Genomic DNA, 22,212 nt, shown 5'->3' on the forward strand with positions numbered 1-22,212 from the left:
TGTACGAGGCACCTCTCGACCTCGCCCGCCACCACGGGGGGCGAGCCGAGATACGCCACCCTACCCAGGCGGACACCTCTGCAGGTGTGACCGACTCCACCCATACCGGTCGCGTCGACGGGTTGGAACCGCTGTCCAGAGCCGGACGTCGGACCCGGGAGGTGTCCCGTCACAGCAGGTTCCGGCGAGGCACCGCCCCGTGATCCGGGAGGCACTGATGGGGACTCGCACCATGGCTATGGCCCGGGCCGCCGCACTCGTGGCCGCGGGCGTCCTGCTCACCGGTTGCGGTGGGACGTCGACGGTCGAGACCGAGCCCGAGGCCGACGAGCCCACCGCCACGTCGAATCCGTCACCCAAGCCGTCCAGGAAGAGCCAGGAGATGCCGCCGGCGAAGCCGCCGGACGACTCCACGTGGACACCGTTGATCAGGATCGACAAGGTGGAGCAGGACGCCTCGGGCGGCACACTCACGATCGGCTATACCCTGCCTACTCCCTGTACGCCTGATCTCCGTGAGGCCGAGGTCAGCCAGCGCGACGACGCGGTGACGGTCAAGCTGCACCGTCGCAAACCGCAACCGTCCGACGACAAGCTCGTGTGTACGCAGGTCATCCAGGAGAAGTCCGTCGCCGTCCACCTCGACGAACCCCTCGGGGATCGGCCGGTGGTCGACGGCTCATCGGGCAAGACGGTCAAGGTCACCAGTTGACCCGGCCGGGGCGCTGGCCAAACGTTCAGCCACCGGCGCCCGACCACTCCGGGCCGTCGGGGAAGCCGTAGCGGGCCAGCGCCTCCGGACGCATCTCGGCCGAGAACCCCGGCGCGGTCGGCACGACGTAGGCACCGCGGCGGACGACCGCGGGTGTCAGGAAGTGCTCGTGCAGATGGTCGGCGAACTCCACCACACGGTCCGCACGGTCACCACCCACCGCCACCGCGTCGAAGGCCGCCAGGTGCTGGACGAGCTCGCAGAGACCGACGCCACCAGCGTGCGGGCACACCGGTACGCCGAACTTCGCGGCCAGCAGCAGGATCGCGAGGTTCTCGTTGACACCGCCCACCCGGGTCGCGTCGAGCTGGAGAATGTCGACGGCCCCGGCCTGGAGCAGCTGCTTGACGATCACCCGGTTCTGGACGTGCTCCCCCGTCGCGACCTTGGTCGGCGCGATCCCCTCCCGGATGGACTTGTGGCCGAGGATGTCATCGGGTGAGGTGGGCTCCTCCACCCACCAGAGATCGAACTCCCGTAGCGCGTCGACCCACGACACCGCCTCGGCGACATCCCAGCACTGGTTGGCGTCGACGGCGATCCTGATGTCGTCGCCGACCGCACGGCGGGCGATCGCGAGGCGCCGTCGGTCGTCGTCGAGGTCGCGCCCCACCTTGAGCTTGATCTGGCGGAACCCGTCGGCGACCGCCTGGCGGGCCAGGTGTTCGGCGGTGGCGTCGTCATAGCCGAGCCAGCCCGGCGTCGTCGTGTAGGCCGGGATACCGTCCGACCGCAGCCGGCGTTCGCGTTCGGCTCGTCCGGGTTCGGCCTTCTTCAACAGGTCGAGCGCTTCGGCCGGGGTGAGGGCGTCGCTGAGGTAGCGCCAGTCGACGAGGGCGACGAGCTCCTCCGGCGTGAGGTCGGCGAGGAGCTTCCAGACCGGCTTGCCGGCCCGCTTGGCGGCAAGATCCCAGACCGCGTTGACGATCGCGCCGATCGCCATGTGCATGATCCCCTTCTCGGGGCCGAGCCAGCGGAACTGCGAGTCGCCCACGAGCTCCCGATACACCACGCCGAGATCGCCGCAGATCTCCTCGACGTCGCGGCCGATGAGAACCGGCGCGAGCGCCTGGATCGCCGCGCACTGGACCTCGTTGCCGCGCCCGATCGTGAAGACGAAGCCGTGACCATGTGGTCCTTCGTCCGTACGGAGGACGACGTAGGCGGCGGAGTAGTCGGGATCGGGGTTCATGGCGTCGGAGCCGTGCCAGCCCGCGGAGGTGGGGAACCTCACATCATGGACGTCCACGGCAACGAGTTTCGTCACCCGCTGGCTCCCTTCCTCGGCGGCCCTCGGCGGTTCCGCACATGACCGAATCCGTCTGATGACTATTAGGATCCGAGCGTCAGCTTGCCATGAGGTCGGGCTGGCTCCTACGCCGAGCCGTACCTGGCTCACCAGTTCACAGGTGCGCGTGGTCACCGTCCGCGCGCCGGGAAAGCGATGCGAGGTAGGCATGACGAAGCGGGCAACCGAGCGGCGCACCCTGGGCCGGAGCGGGGTCGAGGTCACAGCGCTGGGACTGGGAACGGCGCCGCTGGGAGGGATGTTCAGCCATGTCGAGGATGCCACCGCGGCCGCGGTCGTGCACGCGGCGCTCGCCGCGGGCCTGACCTATGTCGACACGGCTCCGCTGTACGGCCACGGCATCGCGGAGCGGCGGATCGGCGCGGCACTGGCGGCCGCACCCGTGGCCGATGCCGGCCGCACGAGCTTCGTCCTCTCGACCAAAGTCGGCCGGCTGATTGTGGACAACCCCGACGGTGACTCCGACGGGTTCGTCGACGCTCCTCCGTCGGAGGCGATCTACGACTACTCCCCCGACGCCATCAGACGCTCGCTCGACGAGAGCTTCGACCGGCTGGGGCTGGACTCGGTAGACGTCGTCTACATCCACGATCCCGACGACCACGAGGAGCAGGCGCTGACGGTCGCCTATCCCGTCCTGCACGAGCTGCGGTCGCAGGGAGTCGTCAAGGCGATCGGCGTCGGCATGAACCAGTCCAGGATCCCGACCCGGTTCGTCCTGGAGACCGAGATCGACGCGGTCCTGCTGGCCGGTCGCTACACGCTGCTCGACCAGACCGGGGCGGCCGACGTGCTGCCCGCCTGCCTCGAACGCGGTGTCTCGATCGTCATCGGCGGGGTCTACAACTCCGGGCTGCTGGCCGACCCCCGTCCGGGTGCCACGTTCAACTACACGACGGCACCGCCGGATCTGGTGGCCCGGGCGCAGGAACTCGGCGCGGTCTGCGCACGCCACGACGTACCCCTCAAGGCGGCGGCGATCCAGTACCCGCTCGCGCACCCGGCTGTGGCGTCCATCCTCACCGGCGCCCGGACAGTCGCCGAGCTGGAGGAGAACCTCGCGATGATCGAGTACGACGTCCCTGAGGCGTTGTGGGACGACCTCGCCGCCGTCGGCGCGGTTCGCTACGGCCGGTGACGGCAATGGCGGCTGAGACACTCCGCGTCGATGCGCACCACCACGTCTGGGACCTCGCCGTCCGCGACGAACCCTGGATCGTCGGCGAGGCCATGGCACCGATCCGGCGCAGCTTCGGCCTCGACGACCTCGCACCGCATGCGCAGGCCAACGGCATCACGCGGACCGTCCTCGTGCAGACGCTCTCCGACACCGCGGAGACGCGGGACTTCCTCGCACTCGCCCAGACCAGTGAGCTGGTCGGTGCCGTCACAGGGTGGGTCGATCTCACCGCGGCCTCGGTCGCGGACGATCTGGCTGCGCTGCGGGACGCCCCTGGCGGTGGTTACCTGCGGGCGATCCGGCACGGCGTCCAGTCCGAGGAGGACCCGGCATGGCTGTGCCGACCGGACGTCCGCCGCGGCCTCGCCGCCGTCGGTGCCGCGGGACTGCGGTACGAACTGCTGACCATTCCAGTCCAGCTCCCGGCTGCCGTCGCGACGGTCGCCGAGCTGCCCGAGGTGGCGTTCGTTCTCGACCACTGCTCGAAGCCCGGGATCGCCGCCGGGCAGCGGGAGCCATGGACCACGCAGATCCGCCAGCTCGCGGCCCATCCCCACGTCACCTGCAAACTGTCGGGCCTCGTCACCGAAGCCGACTGGGCGCGCTGGGACGTCGCGACGCTGAAGCCGTACGTCGAGGAGGTGCTGGACGCGTTCGGCCCTGAGCGGGTGATGTTCGGATCCGACTGGCCGGTGTGCCTGCTCGCCACGTCGTACTCCGACTGGGTGGCCGCCGCGGAGGAGCTCACTGCCGACCTCACCGCCGACGAGCGCGTGGCCGTCTTCGGCGGCACCGCGCGACGGTTCTATGCGCTCACCTGAGGACGACCGCACCGCCGAAACACTTGTGGTGTTGACTTGCCGCCCATGAGCGAGAGCACCGGGACCTACCGCATCGGCATCGCCGGGATGTCCACCGAGTCGAGCACGTTCGCGCCCCACCGCACGACACTGGCCGACTTCCGCGTCGGCCGTGGCGACGAACTGGCCGACCGCTATCCGTTCCTGACCGACTGGCGGCTCCCGGACGGACCGGAGGTCGAGTTCGTCCCGCTGCTCCAGGCGTCCGCGCTGCCGGGCGGTCAGGTGCTCCCCGAGGCGTACGACTCGCTCGAGGCCGAGCTGCTCGACCGGCTCCGAGCCGCACTCGACGCGGGCCCGATGCACGGGTTCTACTTCGACATCCACGGGGCGATGGCGGTGGAGGGACGCCGCGACTCCGAGGCCGGGCTGGCGGCGAAGATCCGTGACCTCGTGGGCCCTGCGTGCCTGATGTCGGCGTCGATGGACCTCCACGGACAGGTGTCCCGCGAGCTTGCCGGCACCGTCGAACTGCTCACGGCGTACCGCACGGCGCCCCACATCGACTACGTCGAGACCCGCGAGCGCGCGGTCCGCACCCTCGTGCACTGTCTGGTCCAGGACGTCCGACCGGTACGCGCCTGGGTCCGGATCCCGGTCCTACTCCCGGGTGAGAAGACGAGTACCCGGGTCGAACCCGCACAGTCGATCTACGCCTCGCTCGCCGACGCCGAACGCCGGGACGGCGTGCTCGACGCCTCCCTCTGGGTCGGGTACGCATGGGCCGACGAGCCACGCTCTGCCGCCACCGTCCTCGTGTCGGGCACTGACCGCAGCGCTGTCACCGGCGAGGCCACCCGGCTCGCACAGGCCTGGTGGGACGCCCGGGACGGCTTCGAGTTCTGTGCACCCGCGGGGCCTGCGGACTGGTGCATCGCCCAGGCGTTCGGCTCCGACCGGCGGCCGTTCTTCGTGAGCGACTCCGGTGACAACCCCACCGCAGGAGGGTCGAACGACGTCGCGTGGTTCCTCGGCCAGCTGCTCGCCACGCCTGCCCTGGTTTCCGGCGAGCGGTCGGCGATCTGGGCGAGCTGTGTCGCCCCCGCGGCGGTGCGTACCTGCGTGGATGCCGGCGTCGGTGCCGAGGTGGACGTCCGGGTTGGCGGCGAGTTCGGTGGCGGTGAGTCGGTGCCGCTCGCCGGCCGCGTCGCGCATGTGCAGCGGGACGACCGGACCGGAGGCGACATCGCGGTCGTGCGGACCGGCGGCATCTCGGCCATCCTCACGAGCCGCCGCAAGCCGTTCCACCATGTCGCCGACTTCACCGGCCTCGGCCTCGACCCGGCCACCCACGACCTGACCGCGGTCAAGATCGGCTATCTCCAGCCGGACCTGTACCGGGCGGCCCGGGGGTGGGTGCTGGCGCTGACGCCGGGCGGTGTCAACCAGGACCTGAACGGGCTGGACTACCAGCACGTCCTACGCCCCGTGCATCCCTTGGACGCCGACCTCGCGGAGCCCGACCTCACGCCGGTCGTGTTCGACTGATGATCCCGGACCCGCGCGGCGGGGCGGACCGGCGCCGGCCAGCCGATCGGATGCTGCACAAGATCACCCTCGTCACCTAAGGTAGATCATCTCTTTCGGCACTGTGACCAGATGGACGCGCTCGCGCAGCGCGCCGGGACCGGCGGATCCGAGATCCGAGTGGCGGACGGGCAGCGCAGCCTTGTCCCCAGGGGGAGTGGCATGGTCGGACTACGACTGGAACGCCTCACGGTCGTAGGTGTGTGCACGAAGCTGAACCTTCAGGTACGCGCCGGCAGTGTGCGGGCGGCGGTCGTACGAGACCAACCCTCGGTGGACGTCCTCGCCGACGTGATCGTGGGACTCCACAAGCCGTCCAACGGGCGGGTGTTCGTCGACGACACCGTGGTCAGCCAGCAGCACACCGACCACCGCCGGCATCGCAAACACCGGCTCAACCACCAGCAGAGCAGGCAGTGCGGGATCAGGCTGGTGCCGGCCGACGGCTGGCTCGAGCCGCAGCGCACGGTCTTCGACCACATCCTGCAGGCGCAGTGCCCGACGGCGCCCGCGACTGAGGACGCCACGAAGACCGTCCAGGAAACCGTCTCCGCGTTCGGTCTCGAACCCATCGCCGAACGCCGACCGGAGCACCTCACCCCGACCGAACGCCAACTCCTCGGGCTGGCCAGGGCCATGTGCTGGAAGCCCTCCGCCGTCGTACTCGAGGACGCACCCGGACAGCCCACCTGGGACGCTGTCTTCGGGGACCAGCGTCGCCGGGTGCGGCGAACCGAGCACGTGGGCGTGCCTGATCGACCTGTCCCCCACCCCTTCGTGGCCATGCTGATCATCACGACCGACGCCGCGCGGGTGCGGCAACTCGACGACGACCCCGTGGGCGTGGAGCCCGGTGGTGTCCGATGAACCCGCGTACGCATGCCGGCGACCGGGACGATGCCAGGTCGGCAGGGCCCCCGGCTCGCCTCAGCCGGCGAGGCCTGTTGCGCACGGCCGGCCTCCTGCCGCTCGCCGGCGGTGGCGCCGGCTGTTCGGCGGGCTATGACCTCGTACGACCGGACTCGGCGGTCCGCGTCGCGGTCGCATGGAGCGCCGCCGAGCTCGTGGCGTTCCGGCGGCTGATCGACCACCTGGACGACCTGCCCGGAATGCGGCCCAAGACGTACGCCGTCGAACCGGTACCCCTCGGCGACGACATCTCGACCGCACTGGCCGCGCGGGGAGCCGGCCGGGTCGACGTGGTCATGCTGCCCATGCCGGGCCTTGTGTGGGAGAACCGTGACGTCCTCGAGCCGCTGCCGAGGGACCTCCTGTCCTACGGCACCGTCGGCGAGAACTACGACCTCGTGTGGCGGGACCTGCTGTTCGATCCCGAGGAGGGCAGCGACCCGGCGGCGTACGGTCTGCCCTTCAAGCTCGCCCACGAGTCGCTGGTGTGGTACCGCACGTGCGTGTTCGCGAAGTACGGCCTCGAGCCGCCGCGCACCTGGGAGGAATGGACCGACGTCAACGCCGAGCTCGTACGCCGAGGCGTCGCTCCCCTCGCCGTCGCCGCAGCCGACGGGTGGATGCTGACGCTGTTCTTCGAGAACGTCCTGCTGGGGCACTCGCCCTGTGCGTACCGAGGACTCAGGGGCGGGTCACCACGACCGTGGGACCACCCCAAGGTGCGCGACACTCTCGTGTTGCTGGGTCAGATGTGGGGCGCGCCCGGAGCTCTGTCCGGCGGTGTGAAGAAGTCCCTGGTGCAGCAGTTCCCGGACGCCGTGCTCGAGGTGTTCCGGTACCACCGGGCGGCGATGGTGCTCGTCCCCGACTTCGCCGAGCCGTTCGTCCGTGACTTCGGTCGCCCGGAGGGCGACGGATGTACCGACCACTGGGGAATCTTCGCCTTCCCTCGGGTGGACGCGCAGGATGCACCGCTGATCGCGGGCGGCGACGCGGCAGTGCTGACCCGGGCGGCGGTGGACGACGCGGCCGACCTGATCAGACGCCTGGCTCACCCGTCCGCGCCGGTGAACTGGATCGCGGGCCACGGCGGTTTCATCCCGGCCAACCGCAACACACCGCAGGGCAGCTACACGCCCAAGGTCGGGTCGTTCGCGCGGCAGCTGCACGAACGGCCCTACCAGTTCGACCTCTCGGACCAGATCGGCGCCATCGGTGGCCGCGAAGGACTGTGGAGAGTCCTGCAGGACTTGCTCGCCGAGGTAGGCAACGGCCACGCCGACCTGGCGCCAGCGGCCGCCGACCGGGCGATCGAACGGCTGATCGCCCTCGAGGACGAAGCCGGAGGACCCGACGTCGACCAGACGTCGCTGCACCTCAGGCGCCGCGCAGCGGCTGCGGCCATCGACGAGTGCGTGGACCTCCAGGGGTTCTGATGGCGATCGTGTCGCATCGCGACCTCCGGCTGGAGGTCACCAGCCGCCCCATGAGCGGGCCGCTGGTGCCCGGCCGGCCGCCGGTGAAGGTCCTCGACTACGTCCTCGCCATCCCCGCGGCCATGGTCCTCGTCCTGCTCATCGTGCCCATGCTCGTGACCGTCGTCCAGGCGTTCGACGCCGACCGGTTCGGGTTCGGAAACTTCGCCGCCGTCCTCGGTGACACCGACGCGCTCCGCGCCCTGTGGCACACGGCCCTCTGGATCGTCACCGCCCTGGCGTTGGTGGTGGTGAGCTTCGGCATCGCCATGCTCAGCAGGGCGGTCGACCGCTGGTGGCTGGCGTTCATGGGCGTCATCGTCCTGCCGTTCGGCGCCTCGGCCGTCGCCTCCGGCGCTGCCTTCCGGCTGATGTTCGATCCCGTCCCCGAGCGCGGGCTGGCAAGCGCGCTGGTGTTCGAGCTCTTCGACCGGACACCGGTCTGGCTCGGCCCGGGTCTGATCTGGTTCGTACTCGTCTCGTCGTTCTGTTGGACGTGGCTGGGCTTCGCGGTGTCACTGTTCCGGGCGGGGCTCCGGGCAAGTCCCGAAGGGGTCATCCGCCGGGCGCGTGTCGAGGGGGCGGGCCGCCTCCGGCAGCTGAGCATCCGGGTGCAGATGCTCTGGCCAGTCGGGGCCACGATCACGCTGACGTTGGTGGCGGCGGCGGTCCGGCTGTTCGACCTCGTACTCGTCGCCACGCCCGGACCCATGCAGGACGACGTCGACACGGTGGCCGTCCACTGGTGGCGCCTCACGGCGAAGCCGTTGGAGGACCAGGGGCAACCCGCCGCTCTCGCGGTGATCCTGTTCGCCATGCTCGGCGTCGTGGCGCTCGTGCTCAGCCACGCCATGGGCCGGCCACGCAACGTCTCGACAAGCCCGCCGCACTGGTGGCGCGAACGCGGTCGCGAGTCCGACGTACGCACCCGCGGCTGGAGCATCGTGGTCGGCAGCGGCATCTGCGTCCTCTGGGCGCTTCCGGTCATCTCCCTGGTCGCCACGGCCCTTCGAGACCCGATTGACGCCGGGTCGACGGGCTGGTGGCGACGGGGCACGGAGGGCCTGTCGCTGCGGTCGCTCGAGATCTCCGCGCCCGGGCTCGTCGACTCGCTGTCGACCACGCTGACGGTCGCCCTCGGCGCCACCGTCCTGGTGGTCGGCACGGGACTCTTCGCCGCCCGTGCCTTGGCTTTGAGCACCCGGCCCCGGCTGGCCCGGGTCGTCGTCGCCGCGCTCACTCTGCTCGCCGTCGCGCCGGTGCAGATGTACGCCGTACCGCTTCGCGAGGCCTTCACGGCGTTGCGCCTCGCCGGCTCCGACTTCTCGTTGATCTTCGTCCACGCCGCAGCCGCCCTGCCGCTGGCGATCCTCATCCTTCGTGCCGCGCTGATCGCCGCGCCGGACAGCCCGGAGGTGGACGCCCTGCGCGGTCAGACACGAGCGGTCACCGCCGCAACCCGGCTCTGGGCCAACGCCGGACGCGCTGTGGTCGCCGTGGCGGTGATCGAGTTCGTCCAGGTCTGGAACGACTTCATCATCGCCCTGCTGGTGAGCGGACCGGGCTCCAGCCCGCTCACGCTCGTGCTCTGGGGTGAGGCGCGGCAGTTCGGCACCTCTGCCGGGACGGTCGCCGCCAGCGCTGCGGTGTCGGCCGTGGTCCCGGTGGTCGTCCTGCTCGCCACCTGGCGCCGGTGGGTGGTGCCGGGCCTCACCGGAGGTGTCCTTCGATGAGCGGACCAGACGACACCGCACCTGGCGGTCCGGCCGGTCCTGGCCGGCCGCCTGACCCCGATCCCGGCTACGCGGCGCCGGCTGGCGGTGGCGCGGGAGCGCCCCCCTCCGGATCGGCGGCGTCACGCCTGGGCTTCCCCGACGCCGAATCGCCCAGGGAACCGGCCGCGGGCGTTCCCGCGCCCGTCGGGCAGGCACCGATCACGCCGGCACTCGTCGGGCAGGCACCGATCACGCCGGCACCGCCACCTGCCGCGCCGCCCGCCGCCAAGATCGACGTCGAACCCCGGTGGGGTCCGGTCCGCAACGCCGCCGTCCTGGCCACGACGACGGTCGGCCTCTTCCTTCTGAGCGTTCTCTCCGACGCACTCGGCAACATCCTCAGCGATCTGCGCTACGTCCTGGGCGTCGGTGGACTCTTCACCATCCTCTGGCTGACCCGGCGGGTGTTGGAGCGCAACCGGAACCGCTACCGCGACCTCGACAGCGACCTGGTGGCGCCCGGACCGCCCCTGCGACCTGCGTGGTTTCGTACCCCCGCACCGCTCGCAGGCCGTGACAGCGACGTCTATCGGGGACTCGACATCGTCTGCCGCCGCGGTCTGCTCGCCGTGACAGGGCTCCCGGGCATCGGGAGCTCAGCCGTCGCCGAGGCGGTCGTCGCGGAACTCGTCGAGCGTGGCTACGTCGATGCCGCCGACACCGCGCCGTTCGACCTGCGTGGCTGGTCCACCCGATCTCCCGACGACGCACCGACGATCGCCGGGCGGCTCCTGTCGATGTTCGGTGCGGCCGAGCCGGCAAGCGCGGAGCCCCAGATCCTCGCCGACGCGGCCCTGCGGCTCCGTGACGAGCTGTCACGACGGCCCGCGGTCCTCTTCCTGGACAACGTCATCGACGCCGGCCAGGTCACCTGGCTCGTCGATCAGTGGACCACCGACGGCAGCCATCCGTACCTCGTCGTGGCCGGGCGGCCCACCATCGGCGCCGCGTTCCCCGACGACTGCGTGGTAGCGCTCGGAGAGCTGGACGCCTCGAGCATGCGCACGGTCTGGTCCGCAGAACAACCACGGGACGGCGGGGAGCCGCAGGACGCCGACTGGCTGGACGACGTACTCGCCGTGTGCGGCGGGCGGCCCGGGGCGGTCCGCGACCTGGCGCGGGAGATGGGCCGCCCCGAGAGCCACTGGAGCCCGGCCGAGCTGACCACGCGCCTGTGGCGCCACATGACGTCCGACCAGGATCCGCGCGAGCGCGTCTGGCTGGCGATTCTGGAACGCACCGGCGTCAGCATGTCTCGCAAGGCCCGCCACCTGGCGCGCGCCCTCGCCGACCTTCCCGTCGCAGAGCTCACGGTCGAGGCGATGGAGGCGGCGCGCCGCGGCATCGATGCCCTGGACGCGATGGAGTCCGGTGGACCTGCGACGTCGCACGAGCTCGGTCGCCCCACCCCTCCACAACTCGACGACATCGACCTCGTCGACCCCATCCAGGAGCTCTGCAACCGGTATCTCGTCCGCCGCTCGCCGGTCGGCAGGTATCGCATGCCGCTCGAGGTACGCCAGGCGGTCAGGGCGACCGAACCTGACAGCGAACGCATGACCGCTGTCCGCGCCGCTCTGTCCTCGCTCGTCCATCGTTACGCCGATCTCGCCGTACGGTGGAGCATCCTGCTGGACAGCGTGGACTACGCCAGGTCGGCCGCCCTGTGGTTCCAAGCCGAGGAGCCGTTGCTCCGGGCGTTGCTCACCGCCAGCTACGTGGACACGCCCACCGAGGACTATCCCGAGGGCGAGTTGCTCGCGCTGACTCTCGATGACCTCGCCCGGCTCGCGGACGCGGTCGACGTCTGGTACGTCCGCCAGCAGCAGGTGTTCGGTGCTCGCCTCGTCCACGAGAACCTCGTCAAGCTCGCCTACACTGCCGGCCGGCACGACCTGGACCGCCTCGCAGCGGTCCGGATGGCGGCGGTCTACCGATCCGCGGGCATGTTCGACGACGCCGCCGCCATGTTGAGCCAGGCCGGCGTACCTGTGCCGGCCGACAGGTGGTCCTGGCTGCCGTGGCGACGGCCCACCGCCTGGGATCTGGGTGCGTGGCACCATCACGAGCGGGCCCTACTCCACCTCGCCCGCGCCGAGAGCGCGACCGACCCCATGATGGCCGCCGTCGAGCTGGCCGGCGCCGAACTCGAGCTCCAGCGCGTCTGGCAGCGCCTTCCGCGAAAGAACGTGAAGGGTGAGGTCACCACCTTGTTGACGATGGGCGTCGTCTACCTCCACCAGGGTCGGCCCGACCGTGCGCTCGACCGCCTCGACCTCGCGGAGAGCCGGTCCGGCGAGTGTGGCGACTCCGCGGGGCAGGCACACGCCGCGGAGCTTCGGGGCGTCGCCGCCTGGATGCAGGGCCGAGCGACGGTCGCGGCCGCCCTGTGGCAACACGCCCTGACGGAGTTCCGCAAGCTCGCCGACCACCAGGGCGAGGGTCGGTGCCTCCAGCACCTGGGATCGGCCGTTCTCGTCGCACCCGAGCTCGCGGGCCTCCTTCTCGGCGAGGACCGGCGTACCGTCACCGAGGTCGCGGCGATCCAACACGCACATGTCTGGCTGGAGCTGAGCAGGCGGCTACGTGCCGGCCAGCCGGTGTCACCCATCGCCGACGGCTACCTACGGCTGGCGCGGAGCCGGGCCGGTCGGTCGCACAGTCCGTACGACCCGGACCTGGCAGGCAGTGAGCCCGCCGGGCGCGAGGTTGGTCGCCAGTCACAAGGCGACGCTATGGTCGTTCGTCTGGTCCGCCGATTTCGACGCTGGTGGGGCCCGTGACGAAGGAGGGCCCATACTCGACCGGGTGAGCTTCTCCGCCAATACCGATGCGGTGGGTGACGGCGACGAGACCGTGGTCCTGGAGGGCCGGTTCGAGATCGGCGCGCCCGACTGGGTCTACCTGCCGGTCGACGTACCCGAAGGCGTCCGTGAAATCGCCGTCGCCTACGGCTACGACCGGCCGGAGCCGCCCGCCGGACTGCCAGGTAACGCGCTCGACATCGGCATCTTCGACGAACGCGGCCATGACGTGCCTGAAGGCCCCGGCTTCCGCGGATGGTCCGGGGGCGCGCGCGACGCCTTCGTGCTCGGACGTACGCAGGCCACCCCCGGCTACGTCCCCGGCCCGGTCAACGCCGGCACCTGGCACATCCTGCTGGGCCCGTACACCGTGGCGCCGCAGGGCATGACCTATCGCGTCGAGGTCACGCTGCGACGGGATACGCCGCAGTCGGGTCGTACGCAGTCGGGTCGTACGCAGTCGGGTCGTACGCAGTCGGGTCGTACGGAGTCGGGTCGTACGGACGCAGACTTCGTACCCTGTCCAGCGCCCGCGCGGGCGCACGGTCGGGGTCCCTCGTGGTACCGCGGCGACCTGCACATGCACACGGTCCACTCGGACGGGCAGCTGGAGCCCGCCGAACTCGCGGCCGCCGCACGAGACGCCGGCCTGGACTTCATCGTCTCCACGGAGCACAACACCTGCAGCGCGGCCGGGATCTGGGGCCACCACGCCAGCGACGACCTGCTGATCATCGTGGGTGAGGAGGTGACGACCCGCAACGGGCACCTCGTCGCCGCGGGTCTCACGGAGGGTTCGTGGATCGACTGGCGCTTCCGCGCGGCCGACGGCCTGCTCCCCGCCACGGTCGGCGAGATCCACCGCCAGGGAGGCATCGCGATCGCCGCACATCCGTTCGCGCCGTGTCTGGGCTGCGCGTGGAAGTACGGCTTCGACGACGTCGACGCGATCGAGGTGTGGAACGGCGACTGGACACCCGACGACGAGGTGTCGCTCCGCGCCTGGGACGCCGCTCTGGTGGCCGCCGGCCGCGCGGGCCGGTGGCTGCCCGCGGTCGGCAGCAGCGACTTCCACGGTGGCGAGGACAGGGTGGGCCTCGGCCAGACAGTCGTCCGCGCGGAGGCGCTGACCCGGGAAGCGGTACTGGCCGGAGTACGCGCGGGGCACAGCTACCTCACCGGGTCAGCAGAAGTCGAGCTGGAGGTCTCAGCGCGTGGTGCGGGGCACGTCGCGGGGATCGGTGGCCGACTCTGCCTCCCTTGGGACGCCCCGGTGACACTCGACGTGGCCATCAGGGGCGCGCCGGAAGGATTCGTCCGGTTCGTCACGGACAAGGGAGCCGTCGCCCAGCTGGAGACCGGTGGGGAGAGAACCGCGACCTGGACCACGACCGCCGCGGCCTCGCACTACGTCAGGGTCGAAGTGCGCCGACCGCACGCGGCGATGACGCACTTCGAGCCGATGGTGGCGCTGACGAACCCGATCTTCCTCGACACCGGAGCCTGACAGCGCCGGGCGCGAAGGAGTCCAGGGCTCAGGGAACGCTCAGTGGAACGAGTCGCCGCAGGCGCAGGAGCTGGTGGCGCTCGGGTTGTCGATCGTGAAGCCCTGCTTCTCGATCGTGTCCACGAAGTCGATCACCGCACCCTGAAGGTATGGCGCGCTCATCCGGTCGACGATCACGCCGACGTTGCCGAACTCCTTGACGACGTCGCCGTCGAGCTCGCGCTCGTCGAAGAACAGCTGGTAGCGCAGGCCGGAGCAGCCACCCGGCTGGACCGCGAGTCGAAGCCGGAGGTCGTCACGGCCCTCCTGATCGAGGAGGTTCTTGACCTTGCTCGCTGCCGCGTCGGTGAGCACGACGCCGTCGGCCTGCTGCTCCTGGGTCAGGTCGCCCTGAATGGTCATAGATCGGACTCCCGTGATCATCTGGTCGCGGTCATGTCTGCTGGCTGCAACGTCCGCGGCAGCTCAGCCATTCCGGTGCTCAGCGATCCCGATGTACGGACATCCCCGGGAGCACCGCCACCATGCTTGCACAGCTCACCGGCGGGTGCGCTCAGCGGGACCAAGTCCTGGCCACGCGTTCGGCGAGGGCGACGAGGCTGTCTCTGGCCTGGCCGAGCGCACGGTCCCGGCCCACCAGGTCGACCAGGGAGTACGCCGACTCGACGCCCATCGTGCGCATCTCCCGGGAACCGACCAGCACGTCGCCCGCGAGGACCACGCAGGGCCGCAGGACCTCCGCCGCGACTGCCGCGACACCGGATACCACTTTGCCGCTTTTGGACTGGAAGTCGAAGGCACCCTCGCCGGTCACGATGACGTCGGCCTTGCGGGCCCGCTCGGTCAGGCGTACGGCGTCGATGATCGTCTCGATACCGGGCACCCGCCGGCCGCCGAGCAGCAGCAGCGCGTAGCCGAGGCCACCGGCGGCACCCGCACCCTTGGCGTCCGCGAGCGGACGATCGGCCAGATCGGCGAAGCGCTCGAGGGCGGCGTCCAGGGCGACCAGCTCGTCCTTTCCGACACCCTTCTGCGGGCCGAAGATGTTGGTCGCCCCCCGCAGGCCGAGCAGGGGGTTGTCGACATCGCTCGCCGCCAGGATCTCGACGCCGGCCACGCGTTCCCGTGCCGCGGCCAGGTCGAGGTGGGTGAGGTCGGCAAGGGTCGCGCCACCGGACGTGAGCGCCCCGGACGGCTCCGCGGTGGCGCCGAGTGCGGCCAAGAGGCCCGCTCCCCCGTCGTTGGTCCCGCTCCCTCCGAGGCCCACGACCAGCCGGCGCGCGCCCGCGTCGATCGCGGCCGCCACCATCTCGCCCACACCGAAGGTGGTGGCCCGGTGTGGATCGCGCCTTTGCTCCGGCACCAGCGCCAGCCCGCACGCCTGCGACGACTCGAGATAGGCCGTGTCGCCGGTACGAAGGAGGGTGGCGGGCGTCGGTTCACCGAGCGGACCCGTGACCGTCACGGCATCCAACTCGCCGCCCGAGGCCGCGCGCAGGACGTCGACGAATCCGGGCCCACCGTCGGACATCGGCACCGTGACCACGTCGTCGGCTGGAGCCTGCCGGCGCCAGCCCTCGGCCATCGCTTCGGCCGCCTCGACCGCGGTCAGAGTCCCGGCGAACTTGTCAGGAGCAATCAGCACGCGCACGCCCGACATCCTGGCGCGTGACGGGCGGGTGCGCACGTGCGGGGTCCCGGCATAGGGTCACTTCGTGCTGATCCGCCCCATGCGCGATGACGACATCGTGGCCGCCAGAGCACTCACCCACGCGGCGTTGGAGCTGGTCCGGGCGACGCGCCCCACCGGCACTTCGCCGCCGCCGGGGCCGGCGTCGCCGGAGTGGAGTTCGCTGTGGGCGCGCCGGGCCAAGCACTTCCTGCGCCATGACCCCGAGGGTTGCTGGGTCGCCGACGCCGATGGCGACGTGGTGGGCGTCACGATGGCGTTGCGGAGGGAGAAGCTCTGGGGGTTGTCGGCGTACTTCGTCCATCCGAACCACCAGAGCGCCGGGATCGGCTCGGCTTTGCTCGACGCGGTGCTCGGCTACAGCCAGGGGTGCCTGCGCGGGATCATCATCTCGACGTCCGACCCGCGCGCGGCGCGTCGCTACCGGCTCGCCGGTTTCACGCTGCACCCGACCATCCGGATCACCGGCACGGTCAACCGGGCAGCCCTGCCGGTGGTCGACGGGATCCGCGAGGGTGGCCCGGGAGACCGGGACCTGTGCGACTCGGTCGACCGCCAGATCCGCGGAGCGGCGCACGGGGTGGACCACGAGTTCCTGTGTGCCGAGTTCGGACTGCTGGTGTGCGACACACTGACGGGGAGCGGCTACTGCTTCGTCGACGCCTCGGGTACACCGGTTCTGCTGGCCGCCACGACCCGCAAGATCGCGCAGCGGCTGCTCTGGTCGGCCCTGGCCCGCGCGCCCGAGGGAGCGCTGACCCGGATCGACTTCCTCACCGCCGCGCAGGAGTGGGCCGTGGACGTCGCACTGGCGGCCGGTCTGTCCCTGCGTACGGAGGGCTATCTGTGCCTGCGCCACATGCGTCCGCCCGCCCCCTACCTTCCCTCCGGCGCGTTTCTCTGAGTGGCATCCCGTACGGCAAGGACGCCGCCGAACAAGAGCCGGACCTCACCGAACGTACGACCGCCGGCAATCGGCCCGGCGTTCCGCGCGCACCGGACCGGCGCCGCCTCACAGGCCCGGCGCACCCCACACGGGGAACCAGCGGGACAGGTCGTCCTCGACCCGCAGGTCATTGGTGACGAGCCCCCGGATCTGCAGCTCGAGCGCGTTGTCGCGGCGTTCGCCGGTCTGCGGAGCGAACGGATAGAAGCTCCCGCGCTTGTACAGATAGACCAGCGCCAGCTTGCGGCCGCCGGTGTCGCGGAACGTCAGCAGTGAGCAGAGCAGGAACGGCCCGAACCCGGACGCCTCCAGCGCACTGTTGACCGCATGCAGGTCGGTCACGAGTCCAGAGGCATCGGACGGGTCGTGCTTGCACACCAACCAGGTGAAGCCGTAGCTGTCCTGGGTGCGCTCGACCTTGGGGCCCTCGTCGGCGTCCAGCAGCTGCTGCACATCGGCCTGGGTGGCGGCGAAGGCACCGCCCTCGGCGGCCCGGTAGCACACCGAACCCACGCCGGTCGGCCGAAAGTCCGTCGCCGCCTCCAGGGTCAGCGCCGCCTGGGGCAGCCCGAACAGCTGGTCGAGGTCGGGCTTCTTGGGCTGGCTACGCCCGAGCAACGCGTCGAGGAACTTCATCCCGGCAGCCTCTCAGATCGTCTCGATCATCGCGAGGTGGTTGGTCGTCGTGCGCACTCGATGTGCTCGCCCAGGGAGAACCTGGTCGACGTGCATGCCCGGGCGGGCGCTGCGCCCATGATCATGAAGGAAAAGCCAGGCCATAGACCCCGAAATCCCTCATGATCACGATCATGATCACGAGGTTGTCGGGGCGCGGGTGGTGGCGTGGGCATGTCGTCAGGGGCGCTGGGTCTAGGCCATCGGCTTGCCGAGCTCGGCGCTCACCTGGGCGAGGCGTTCGAGCCGCTTCTCGGTCGGCGGGTGGGTGGAGAGCAGGCCACCGAGCGTCTTGCCCACGGCCGCGGGCGCGAAGAAGAACGCCTGCGCCGGCTGGGCCTTGCGGAGATCACGGGTCGGGATCTGCGCCATGTCGCCAGAGATCTTGGTCAGGGCCGACGCCAGCGCCGACGGCTGACCGGTGAGGTAGGCGCCGGCCCGGTCGGCCGCGAACTCGCGGTAGCGGGACAGCGCACGGGTGAGCATGAAGCTGATCACGTAGACCGCGATGCTGCCGAGCCACACGACGGCGAAGATGACCGCGGTGTTGTCGCGGCTGCGGCCGAGGCCGGAGTACATCCCGAACCGTGCCACCAGGCCGGCGAGCACGCCGAGGAACGACGCGATCGTCATGACGGCGACGTCGCGGTGGGCGACGTGGGACAGTTCGTGCGCCAGCACGCCTCTCAGCTCGTCGGTGTCGAGTTTCCTCATCAGACCGGTGGTCACGCAGACGACCGCCTTCTTCGGATTGCGGCCGGTCGCGAACGCGTTCGGCAGGTCGGTGTCGGCGATCGCGACCCGCGGCTTCGGCATGTCCGCCAGTGCGCACAGGCGGTCGATCACGCCGTGGAGCTCGGCCGCCATCCGGCCGTCTTCTGGTGACACCTCGTGGGCACCCATCGCGGCGAGCGCGATCTTGTCGGAGAAGAACCACTGCGCGACCAGGAAACCGGCAGCGATGATCAGCACCAGGGCAACGTCGAAACCCGCGGCGATCAGCCCGGCCATCGCCGCGACGTAGAGCAGGCCGAGCAGGAACATGACCAGAACCATTCGCGACGTAAGGCCCCGGTCGGGCAGAAATCGTGTGCGAGCCATCTTTTTCATCGCTCCTCGAGAGTCACTTCATAGGACGACGCGGGAGCGCCCAAATGTTCCCGGCGTGGTCTCGTTCCAGCCCCGAGAGAGCTTCGCTCGGCAGCATCCGCCGCACCCGTCACGGGCGCGGCGGATGAGGCGGATGAGTTCGACCACCGTCATGGCGGTCTTCTCGAGTTCCACTATCCGGGGATGAGACCTTCCTCGCCGAGGAGTTCCTTGACCTCATCGACCGTGGCGTCCTCCGGCGGGAGGAAGAGGTCGGAATCTTCCAGGGAGTCGTCAGGGAGCTTGGTCCCGACCGCGCGAACCTTTTCCAGCAGCGCCTGCAGCGCCGCCCGGAAGGCTGCCTCGTCGCCAGCGTTGACCGCAGACTCGAGCCTGCTGTCGAGCTCGTTGAGGGCTTGAAGGTGCTTGTCGGCGACCTTGACCTGCCCCTCTCCGAGAATGCGGACGATCACGATTCACTCACCTTGCCTCTGTGGCTGTTCCGGCGCCGCCTGGGACTTCGGGCTGGCCGGAGACGCGGCCTGGTCGCCCTCGGCGGCCTGGCCCTCGATCTGCTTGGGGGCCTCGGCGCTGCCGCCACCGATCTGTGCCTTCATCGCCGCCAACTCGCTCTCGACGTCGTTGCCGGACGCCATGCGTTCGAGCTCGAGCGAAATGTCGTCCTTGCCCGTGCCGGTCACGTCGTCGAGCGCACCCGAGGCGAGCAACTCGTCGATGGCGCCGGAACGTGCCTGGAGCTCGGCCGTCTTGTCCTCGGCACGCTGCACGGCCATGCCGACGTCGCCCATCTCCTCGGAGATGCCGGTGAACGCCTCGCCGACCCTGGTCTGCGCCTCGGCGGCGGTGTAGGTCGCCTTGATGGTCTCCTTCTTGGTGCGGAAGGCCTCCACCTTGGCCTGCAGGCGCTGGGCGGCGAGCGTGAGCTTCTCCTCCTCGCCCTGCAGGGTCGCGTGCTGGGTGCTGAGATCCGTGAGCTGCTGCTCGATACCGGACCGTCGGGTCAGCGCCTCGCGGGCGAGGTCCTCCCGGCCCATGCCGAGCGCCTTCTGCGCCTGGTCCTTGAGCTTGCCGGACTGCTGCTGCAGCTGGTTCATCTGCAGCTCGAGACGCTTCCGGCTGGTGGCGACGTCGGCGACTCCGCGCCGGACCTTCTGGAGCATCTCCAGCTGTTTCTGGTACGAGTAGTCAAGGGTCTCGCGCGGATCTTCAGCGCGGTCCAACGCCTTGTTGGCCTTCGCGCGGAAGATCATCGCGAAGCGGTTGAGGATACCCATCGAGGTCGGCCGCCCCCTTCGTCTCCAGGCCGGTCGTCATAAGTCGGGCGCCACGGCGGCACCGGACAGCAGTTTGCCTGCGATCACCCTATGCCCGCGAAGCGAACAAGAGCGACCCCGCCCGCCCCGCAGTTACCACGCGTGCCCAGGTCGGGCGGCGAGAACGCACCTTCGTAGCTCCCTGCCCCGTCTTCACCGGCGCCACGCTGGCGATGGGCGAAGCCCTGGAAGCCGAATTCGTCCGGTCTCCGCCCGAAACGGACCGGAATCCGCCGGCGCGGTGCGCGCGGTTCCGCGACAGGAAGCGCGTGGCGCTCAGCGGCCTCCGCGGCCGGTGGGCGTGGTCGAGCCGATACCCTGTGGATCGTGTTCCGACGCCGTACGACCGAAGAGGCGCCGCCGCCGTCCGAGCCTGCCGCCGAGACCGCTCCTGCTCGACCGGGCAGCAAGGGTCGGCCCACCCCCAAGCGCCGCGATGCCGAACAGGCACGCAAGGCACGCGTGTCGGCACCGCGTGACCGCAAGGAAGCCATCCGCCAGCAGCGGGAGAAGGCCCGCGCCGAGCGGGCGAAGGTCCAGCAGGCGATGGTGACCGGCGACGACCGCTACCTCCCGGCACGCGACAAGGGCCCGGTGAAGAGGTTCTGCCGCGACTTCGTCGACTCCAGGCGTACTCCCGCGGAGTATCTCCTGCCCTACTTCCTGGTGATCTTCATCGTCATGACGATCCCCATGCCGCAGGTACAGATCGTCGCCACCTACCTGTGGCTGGTCGCGATCATCGTCGTACCGATCGACCTGATCTTCATGGGGCGCCGGCTGAAGCGGCAGTTGCGCGAACGCTTCCCGGACGAGAGTCACCGGGGTGCCGTCGCCTACGGCGTCATGCGGGCCACCCAGATCCGCCGGCTCCGCATGCCCAAGCCGCTCGTGAAGCCCGGCGAGACGATCTGAACGACGCCGCGACCGACGCGTCCGGCGAGGTGGTGCGAGCTAGTCGGCGGGGTGCAGGCTCATCGGCCCGTAGACCTCGCGCCCCGACTCGAGCAGCACGACCTGGTCGACGCCCACGGCGACGAGATCACGCCAGCACTCACCGACCCAGCTCTCCGCGTCGCTCTGCGAAGGGAATTCGCTGCGCGCCAACTCGCCAGCGTCCACAGGGTTGCCCTCGGCGTCCTCGAGCCGCCACGTCCACGTCATGGCAGGTGAGCCTAGTGGAGGCCCCCACCCTCCTTTGACTTCCGGGTGCGGGCGTGAGACCGTCCGTCCAGCACTACCGCCATGGGGTTGTGGTCGAAAAGGCCACCACCAGCAGGGGAAGCCGGTCCGAGTCCGGCGCTGACCCGCAACCGTAGGCCGCGTGCCAGGTCGCTCGATCCACTGGCTCCATCCAGGGGTTCGACACCAGGTGCCCGCGGCAAGCCGGAGCACCTGACCATGGCGGCCGGCTCCACACCACCCGTCGAGGTCTGCGGGCGGAGCCCGGGTCAGACACCCGAGCCCGCCCTCGGCTCCAGGCGTACGCCGCCTGCGTTGCCGGGGGCATCTCTCGTGTGTGGTCCGGTTCCCGCATCGACCGTGACCGAACACCGTGAGAGGACATCGATGCGGTCCGAGATCCGCCCCCGTCATCGCGCCGGCCTGCTGTACGCCACGCTGGCCGTTCCGTTCTTCGTCGTACTCTGTGCCGCTGTACTCGCGGCCGCACTCGCCGCTGGCACCGGCACCGCCCACGCGGATGCGTACCGCTTCTGGGGCTTCTACCAGTGGCAGGACGACGCCTGGGCACTGGCAAAGTCCGGCCCTTCCGGCGTCACCCCGAAGGACGGTGCCGTGGAGGGATGGCGGCTCGCCGTCTCGGGCGAGAAGACACCGCCCCGCCCGCCGCGGGCCGCCGGAGACTTCGATCAGATCTGCGGGACGACACCGGCCGAGACAGGCAAGAAGCGGGTCGCGGTCGTCGTCGACTACGGCCTCGCGGGCGAGGCCGAGGGCGAGCCGGAGCCACCGGACGCCCGCGGTGCATGCGCGGTGGTCGACGCGAAAGCCAGTTCCGCGCAGGTGCTCGCCGCCATCGGTGAGGTACGCGAGCAGAAAGGGCTGATCTGCGCCATCGACGACTTCCCAGCAACCGGGTGCGGCGACACCGTCGACTCGGTGCCGGAGTTCCCCACGCCCGAGCCGAGCGTCTCCCTCGCGCTGCCCGCGGCAGCCACTCCCGCCGGGGACTCCAGCCCAGCTGAGTCTTCAGAAACCGCCGCGAGCGCGGACGCCGAGTCGGGTGGGTTCCCAGTCCTGCCGGTGGCAGCCGTCGCGGTCGTGGTCGTGCTGATTGTCGGTGGGTTCATGATCCGGCGTCAGCGCAACGCCGACGCCGGCTCGACGGGCTGACGGGC

At 70.4% G+C, this 22,212-nt stretch carries 20 protein-coding genes and 1 riboswitch; of the genes, 12 read left to right on the forward strand and 8 right to left on the reverse strand.

Features of this window, described 5'->3' with window-relative positions; translation table 11 throughout:
* Positions 1-217: 217 nt before the first annotated feature.
* The gene (locus ABN034_RS02555) at positions 218-712 is read left to right on the forward strand and encodes a hypothetical protein (protein WP_349689330.1); all 495 of its coding nucleotides are present in this window, start codon (positions 218-220) and stop codon (positions 710-712) included.
* 25 nt (positions 713-737) lie between these two features.
* Here ABN034_RS02555 and ABN034_RS02560 read toward each other — a convergent pair whose 3' ends face one another.
* Positions 738-2,039: an enolase C-terminal domain-like protein gene (locus ABN034_RS02560; RefSeq protein WP_349689331.1), complete on the reverse strand. Its 1,302-nt coding sequence runs from the start codon at positions 2,037-2,039 to the stop codon at positions 738-740.
* A gap of 190 nt (positions 2,040-2,229) precedes the next feature.
* Here ABN034_RS02560 and ABN034_RS02565 point away from each other — a divergent pair, with 190 nt between their 5' ends.
* The 8 genes from ABN034_RS02565 to ABN034_RS02600 all read left to right on the forward strand — a co-directional run bounded on the left by ABN034_RS02565 (position 2,230) and on the right by ABN034_RS02600 (position 14,118).
* Complete coding sequence (locus ABN034_RS02565) at positions 2,230-3,219, forward strand: aldo/keto reductase (protein WP_349327853.1); 990 nt, start codon at positions 2,230-2,232, stop codon at positions 3,217-3,219.
* 5 nt (positions 3,220-3,224) lie between these two features.
* Positions 3,225-4,082 (forward strand): amidohydrolase family protein, encoded by an 858-nt coding sequence (locus tag ABN034_RS02570; protein ID WP_349689332.1) that lies wholly within the window; start codon positions 3,225-3,227, stop codon positions 4,080-4,082.
* Between the two features lie 45 nt (positions 4,083-4,127).
* Positions 4,128-5,609 carry a M81 family metallopeptidase gene (locus ABN034_RS02575; protein ID WP_349689333.1) on the forward strand — a complete coding sequence of 494 codons (1,482 nt, stop codon included), beginning with the start codon at positions 4,128-4,130 and terminating at the stop codon, positions 5,607-5,609.
* Between the two features lie 111 nt (positions 5,610-5,720).
* On the forward strand, positions 5,721-6,515 hold the full coding sequence (locus tag ABN034_RS02580) for an ATP-binding cassette domain-containing protein (RefSeq protein ID WP_349689334.1): 795 nt from the start codon (positions 5,721-5,723) through the stop codon (positions 6,513-6,515).
* Positions 6,512-7,993: an ABC transporter substrate-binding protein gene (locus ABN034_RS02585; protein WP_349689335.1), complete on the forward strand. Its 1,482-nt coding sequence runs from the start codon at positions 6,512-6,514 to the stop codon at positions 7,991-7,993. The genes ABN034_RS02580 and ABN034_RS02585 overlap by 4 nt, the downstream gene beginning before the upstream one ends.
* A complete protein-coding gene (locus ABN034_RS02590; RefSeq protein WP_349689336.1) occupies positions 7,993-9,765 on the forward strand; it encodes a sugar ABC transporter permease in 1,773 nt (590 codons plus the stop codon). Before ABN034_RS02585 ends, ABN034_RS02590 begins: the two co-directional genes overlap by 1 nt.
* On the forward strand, positions 9,762-12,590 hold the full coding sequence (locus ABN034_RS02595; RefSeq protein WP_349689337.1) for a hypothetical protein: 2,829 nt from the start codon (positions 9,762-9,764) through the stop codon (positions 12,588-12,590). Before ABN034_RS02590 ends, ABN034_RS02595 begins: the two co-directional genes overlap by 4 nt.
* Before the next feature lie 25 nt (positions 12,591-12,615).
* Positions 12,616-14,118 (forward strand): CehA/McbA family metallohydrolase, encoded by a 1,503-nt coding sequence (locus ABN034_RS02600; RefSeq protein ID WP_349689338.1) that lies wholly within the window; start codon positions 12,616-12,618, stop codon positions 14,116-14,118.
* A 39-nt stretch (positions 14,119-14,157) separates the two neighbouring features.
* Here the strand turns inward: ABN034_RS02600 and ABN034_RS02605 are convergent, their stop codons facing one another.
* Both ABN034_RS02605 and ABN034_RS02610 read right to left on the reverse strand, forming a co-directional pair.
* Entirely contained in the window at positions 14,158-14,520 is a 363-nt protein-coding gene (locus ABN034_RS02605) for a HesB/IscA family protein (protein ID WP_349327845.1), read from the reverse strand.
* Positions 14,521-14,671: 151 nt separating this feature from the next.
* Positions 14,672-15,778, reverse strand: coding sequence for a glycerate kinase family protein (locus ABN034_RS02610; RefSeq protein ID WP_349689586.1), 1,107 nt, complete (start codon positions 15,776-15,778; stop codon positions 14,672-14,674).
* Between the two features lie 55 nt (positions 15,779-15,833).
* On the opposite strand from ABN034_RS02610, the gene ABN034_RS02615 reads away from it, so the two are divergent.
* A complete protein-coding gene (locus ABN034_RS02615) occupies positions 15,834-16,712 on the forward strand; it encodes a GNAT family N-acetyltransferase (RefSeq protein ID WP_349327844.1) in 879 nt (292 codons plus the stop codon).
* A 108-nt stretch (positions 16,713-16,820) separates the two neighbouring features.
* Here ABN034_RS02615 and pspAB read toward each other — a convergent pair whose 3' ends face one another.
* The 4 genes from pspAB to ABN034_RS02635 all read right to left on the reverse strand — a co-directional run bounded on the left by pspAB (position 16,821) and on the right by ABN034_RS02635 (position 19,813).
* Positions 16,821-17,390, reverse strand: coding sequence for a PspA-associated protein PspAB (pspAB, locus tag ABN034_RS02620; protein WP_349689339.1), 570 nt, complete (start codon positions 17,388-17,390; stop codon positions 16,821-16,823).
* A 234-nt stretch (positions 17,391-17,624) separates the two neighbouring features.
* Entirely contained in the window at positions 17,625-18,530 is a 906-nt protein-coding gene (gene htpX, locus ABN034_RS02625; protein ID WP_349689340.1) for a zinc metalloprotease HtpX, read from the reverse strand.
* A 182-nt stretch (positions 18,531-18,712) separates the two neighbouring features.
* Complete coding sequence (pspAA, locus tag ABN034_RS02630) at positions 18,713-18,991, reverse strand: PspA-associated protein PspAA (RefSeq protein ID WP_349327840.1); 279 nt, start codon at positions 18,989-18,991, stop codon at positions 18,713-18,715.
* Positions 18,992-18,994: 3 nt separating this feature from the next.
* Complete coding sequence (locus tag ABN034_RS02635; RefSeq protein ID WP_349327839.1) at positions 18,995-19,813, reverse strand: PspA/IM30 family protein; 819 nt, start codon at positions 19,811-19,813, stop codon at positions 18,995-18,997.
* A gap of 366 nt (positions 19,814-20,179) precedes the next feature.
* Here ABN034_RS02635 and ABN034_RS02640 point away from each other — a divergent pair, with 366 nt between their 5' ends.
* Positions 20,180-20,767, forward strand: coding sequence for a DUF3043 domain-containing protein (locus ABN034_RS02640; RefSeq protein ID WP_349689341.1), 588 nt, complete (start codon positions 20,180-20,182; stop codon positions 20,765-20,767).
* A 39-nt stretch (positions 20,768-20,806) separates the two neighbouring features.
* Here ABN034_RS02640 and ABN034_RS02645 read toward each other — a convergent pair whose 3' ends face one another.
* Positions 20,807-21,016 (reverse strand): hypothetical protein, encoded by a 210-nt coding sequence (locus ABN034_RS02645; protein ID WP_349327837.1) that lies wholly within the window; start codon positions 21,014-21,016, stop codon positions 20,807-20,809.
* A 65-nt stretch (positions 21,017-21,081) separates the two neighbouring features.
* Positions 21,082-21,270: riboswitch (cobalamin riboswitch) on the forward strand.
* Positions 21,271-21,421: 151 nt separating this feature from the next.
* On the opposite strand from ABN034_RS02645, the gene ABN034_RS02650 reads away from it, so the two are divergent.
* Positions 21,422-22,207, forward strand: coding sequence for an SCO2322 family protein (locus ABN034_RS02650; RefSeq protein ID WP_349689342.1), 786 nt, complete (start codon positions 21,422-21,424; stop codon positions 22,205-22,207).
* Positions 22,208-22,212: the final 5 nt, after the last annotated feature.

Origin of the sequence: Actinopolymorpha sp. B11F2, from assembly GCF_040195635.1 — a bacterium.
Classification (GTDB): Bacteria; Actinomycetota; Actinomycetes; order Propionibacteriales; family Actinopolymorphaceae; genus Thermasporomyces.

Bases quoted from the DNA above. Each gene is read 5' to 3' on its own strand.
- ABN034_RS02645 (WP_349327837.1), bottom strand. From the start codon at position 21,016: ATGACGTGGACGTGGCGGCTCGAGGACGCCGAGGGCAACCCTGTGGAC.
- ABN034_RS02590 (WP_349689336.1), top strand. From the start codon at position 7,993: ATGGCGATCGTGTCGCATCGCGACCTCCGGCTGGAGGTCACCAGCCGC.
- htpX (WP_349689340.1), bottom strand. From the start codon at position 18,530: ATGGCTCGCACACGATTTCTGCCCGACCGGGGCCTTACGTCGCGAATG.
- pspAB (WP_349689339.1), bottom strand. From the start codon at position 17,390: ATGAAGTTCCTCGACGCGTTGCTCGGGCGTAGCCAGCCCAAGAAGCCC.
- ABN034_RS02575 (WP_349689333.1), top strand. From the start codon at position 4,128: ATGAGCGAGAGCACCGGGACCTACCGCATCGGCATCGCCGGGATGTCC.
- ABN034_RS02650 (WP_349689342.1), top strand. From the start codon at position 21,422: ATGCGGTCCGAGATCCGCCCCCGTCATCGCGCCGGCCTGCTGTACGCC.
- ABN034_RS02580 (WP_349689334.1), top strand. From the start codon at position 5,721: ATGGACGCGCTCGCGCAGCGCGCCGGGACCGGCGGATCCGAGATCCGA.
- ABN034_RS02555 (WP_349689330.1), top strand. From the start codon at position 218: ATGGGGACTCGCACCATGGCTATGGCCCGGGCCGCCGCACTCGTGGCC.
- ABN034_RS02585 (WP_349689335.1), top strand. From the start codon at position 6,512: ATGAACCCGCGTACGCATGCCGGCGACCGGGACGATGCCAGGTCGGCA.
- ABN034_RS02595 (WP_349689337.1), top strand. From the start codon at position 9,762: ATGAGCGGACCAGACGACACCGCACCTGGCGGTCCGGCCGGTCCTGGC.
- ABN034_RS02605 (WP_349327845.1), bottom strand. From the start codon at position 14,520: ATGACCATTCAGGGCGACCTGACCCAGGAGCAGCAGGCCGACGGCGTC.
- ABN034_RS02565 (WP_349327853.1), top strand. From the start codon at position 2,230: ATGACGAAGCGGGCAACCGAGCGGCGCACCCTGGGCCGGAGCGGGGTC.
- ABN034_RS02635 (WP_349327839.1), bottom strand. From the start codon at position 19,813: ATGGGTATCCTCAACCGCTTCGCGATGATCTTCCGCGCGAAGGCCAAC.
- ABN034_RS02610 (WP_349689586.1), bottom strand. From the start codon at position 15,778: ATGTCGGGCGTGCGCGTGCTGATTGCTCCTGACAAGTTCGCCGGGACT.
- ABN034_RS02570 (WP_349689332.1), top strand. From the start codon at position 3,225: ATGGCGGCTGAGACACTCCGCGTCGATGCGCACCACCACGTCTGGGAC.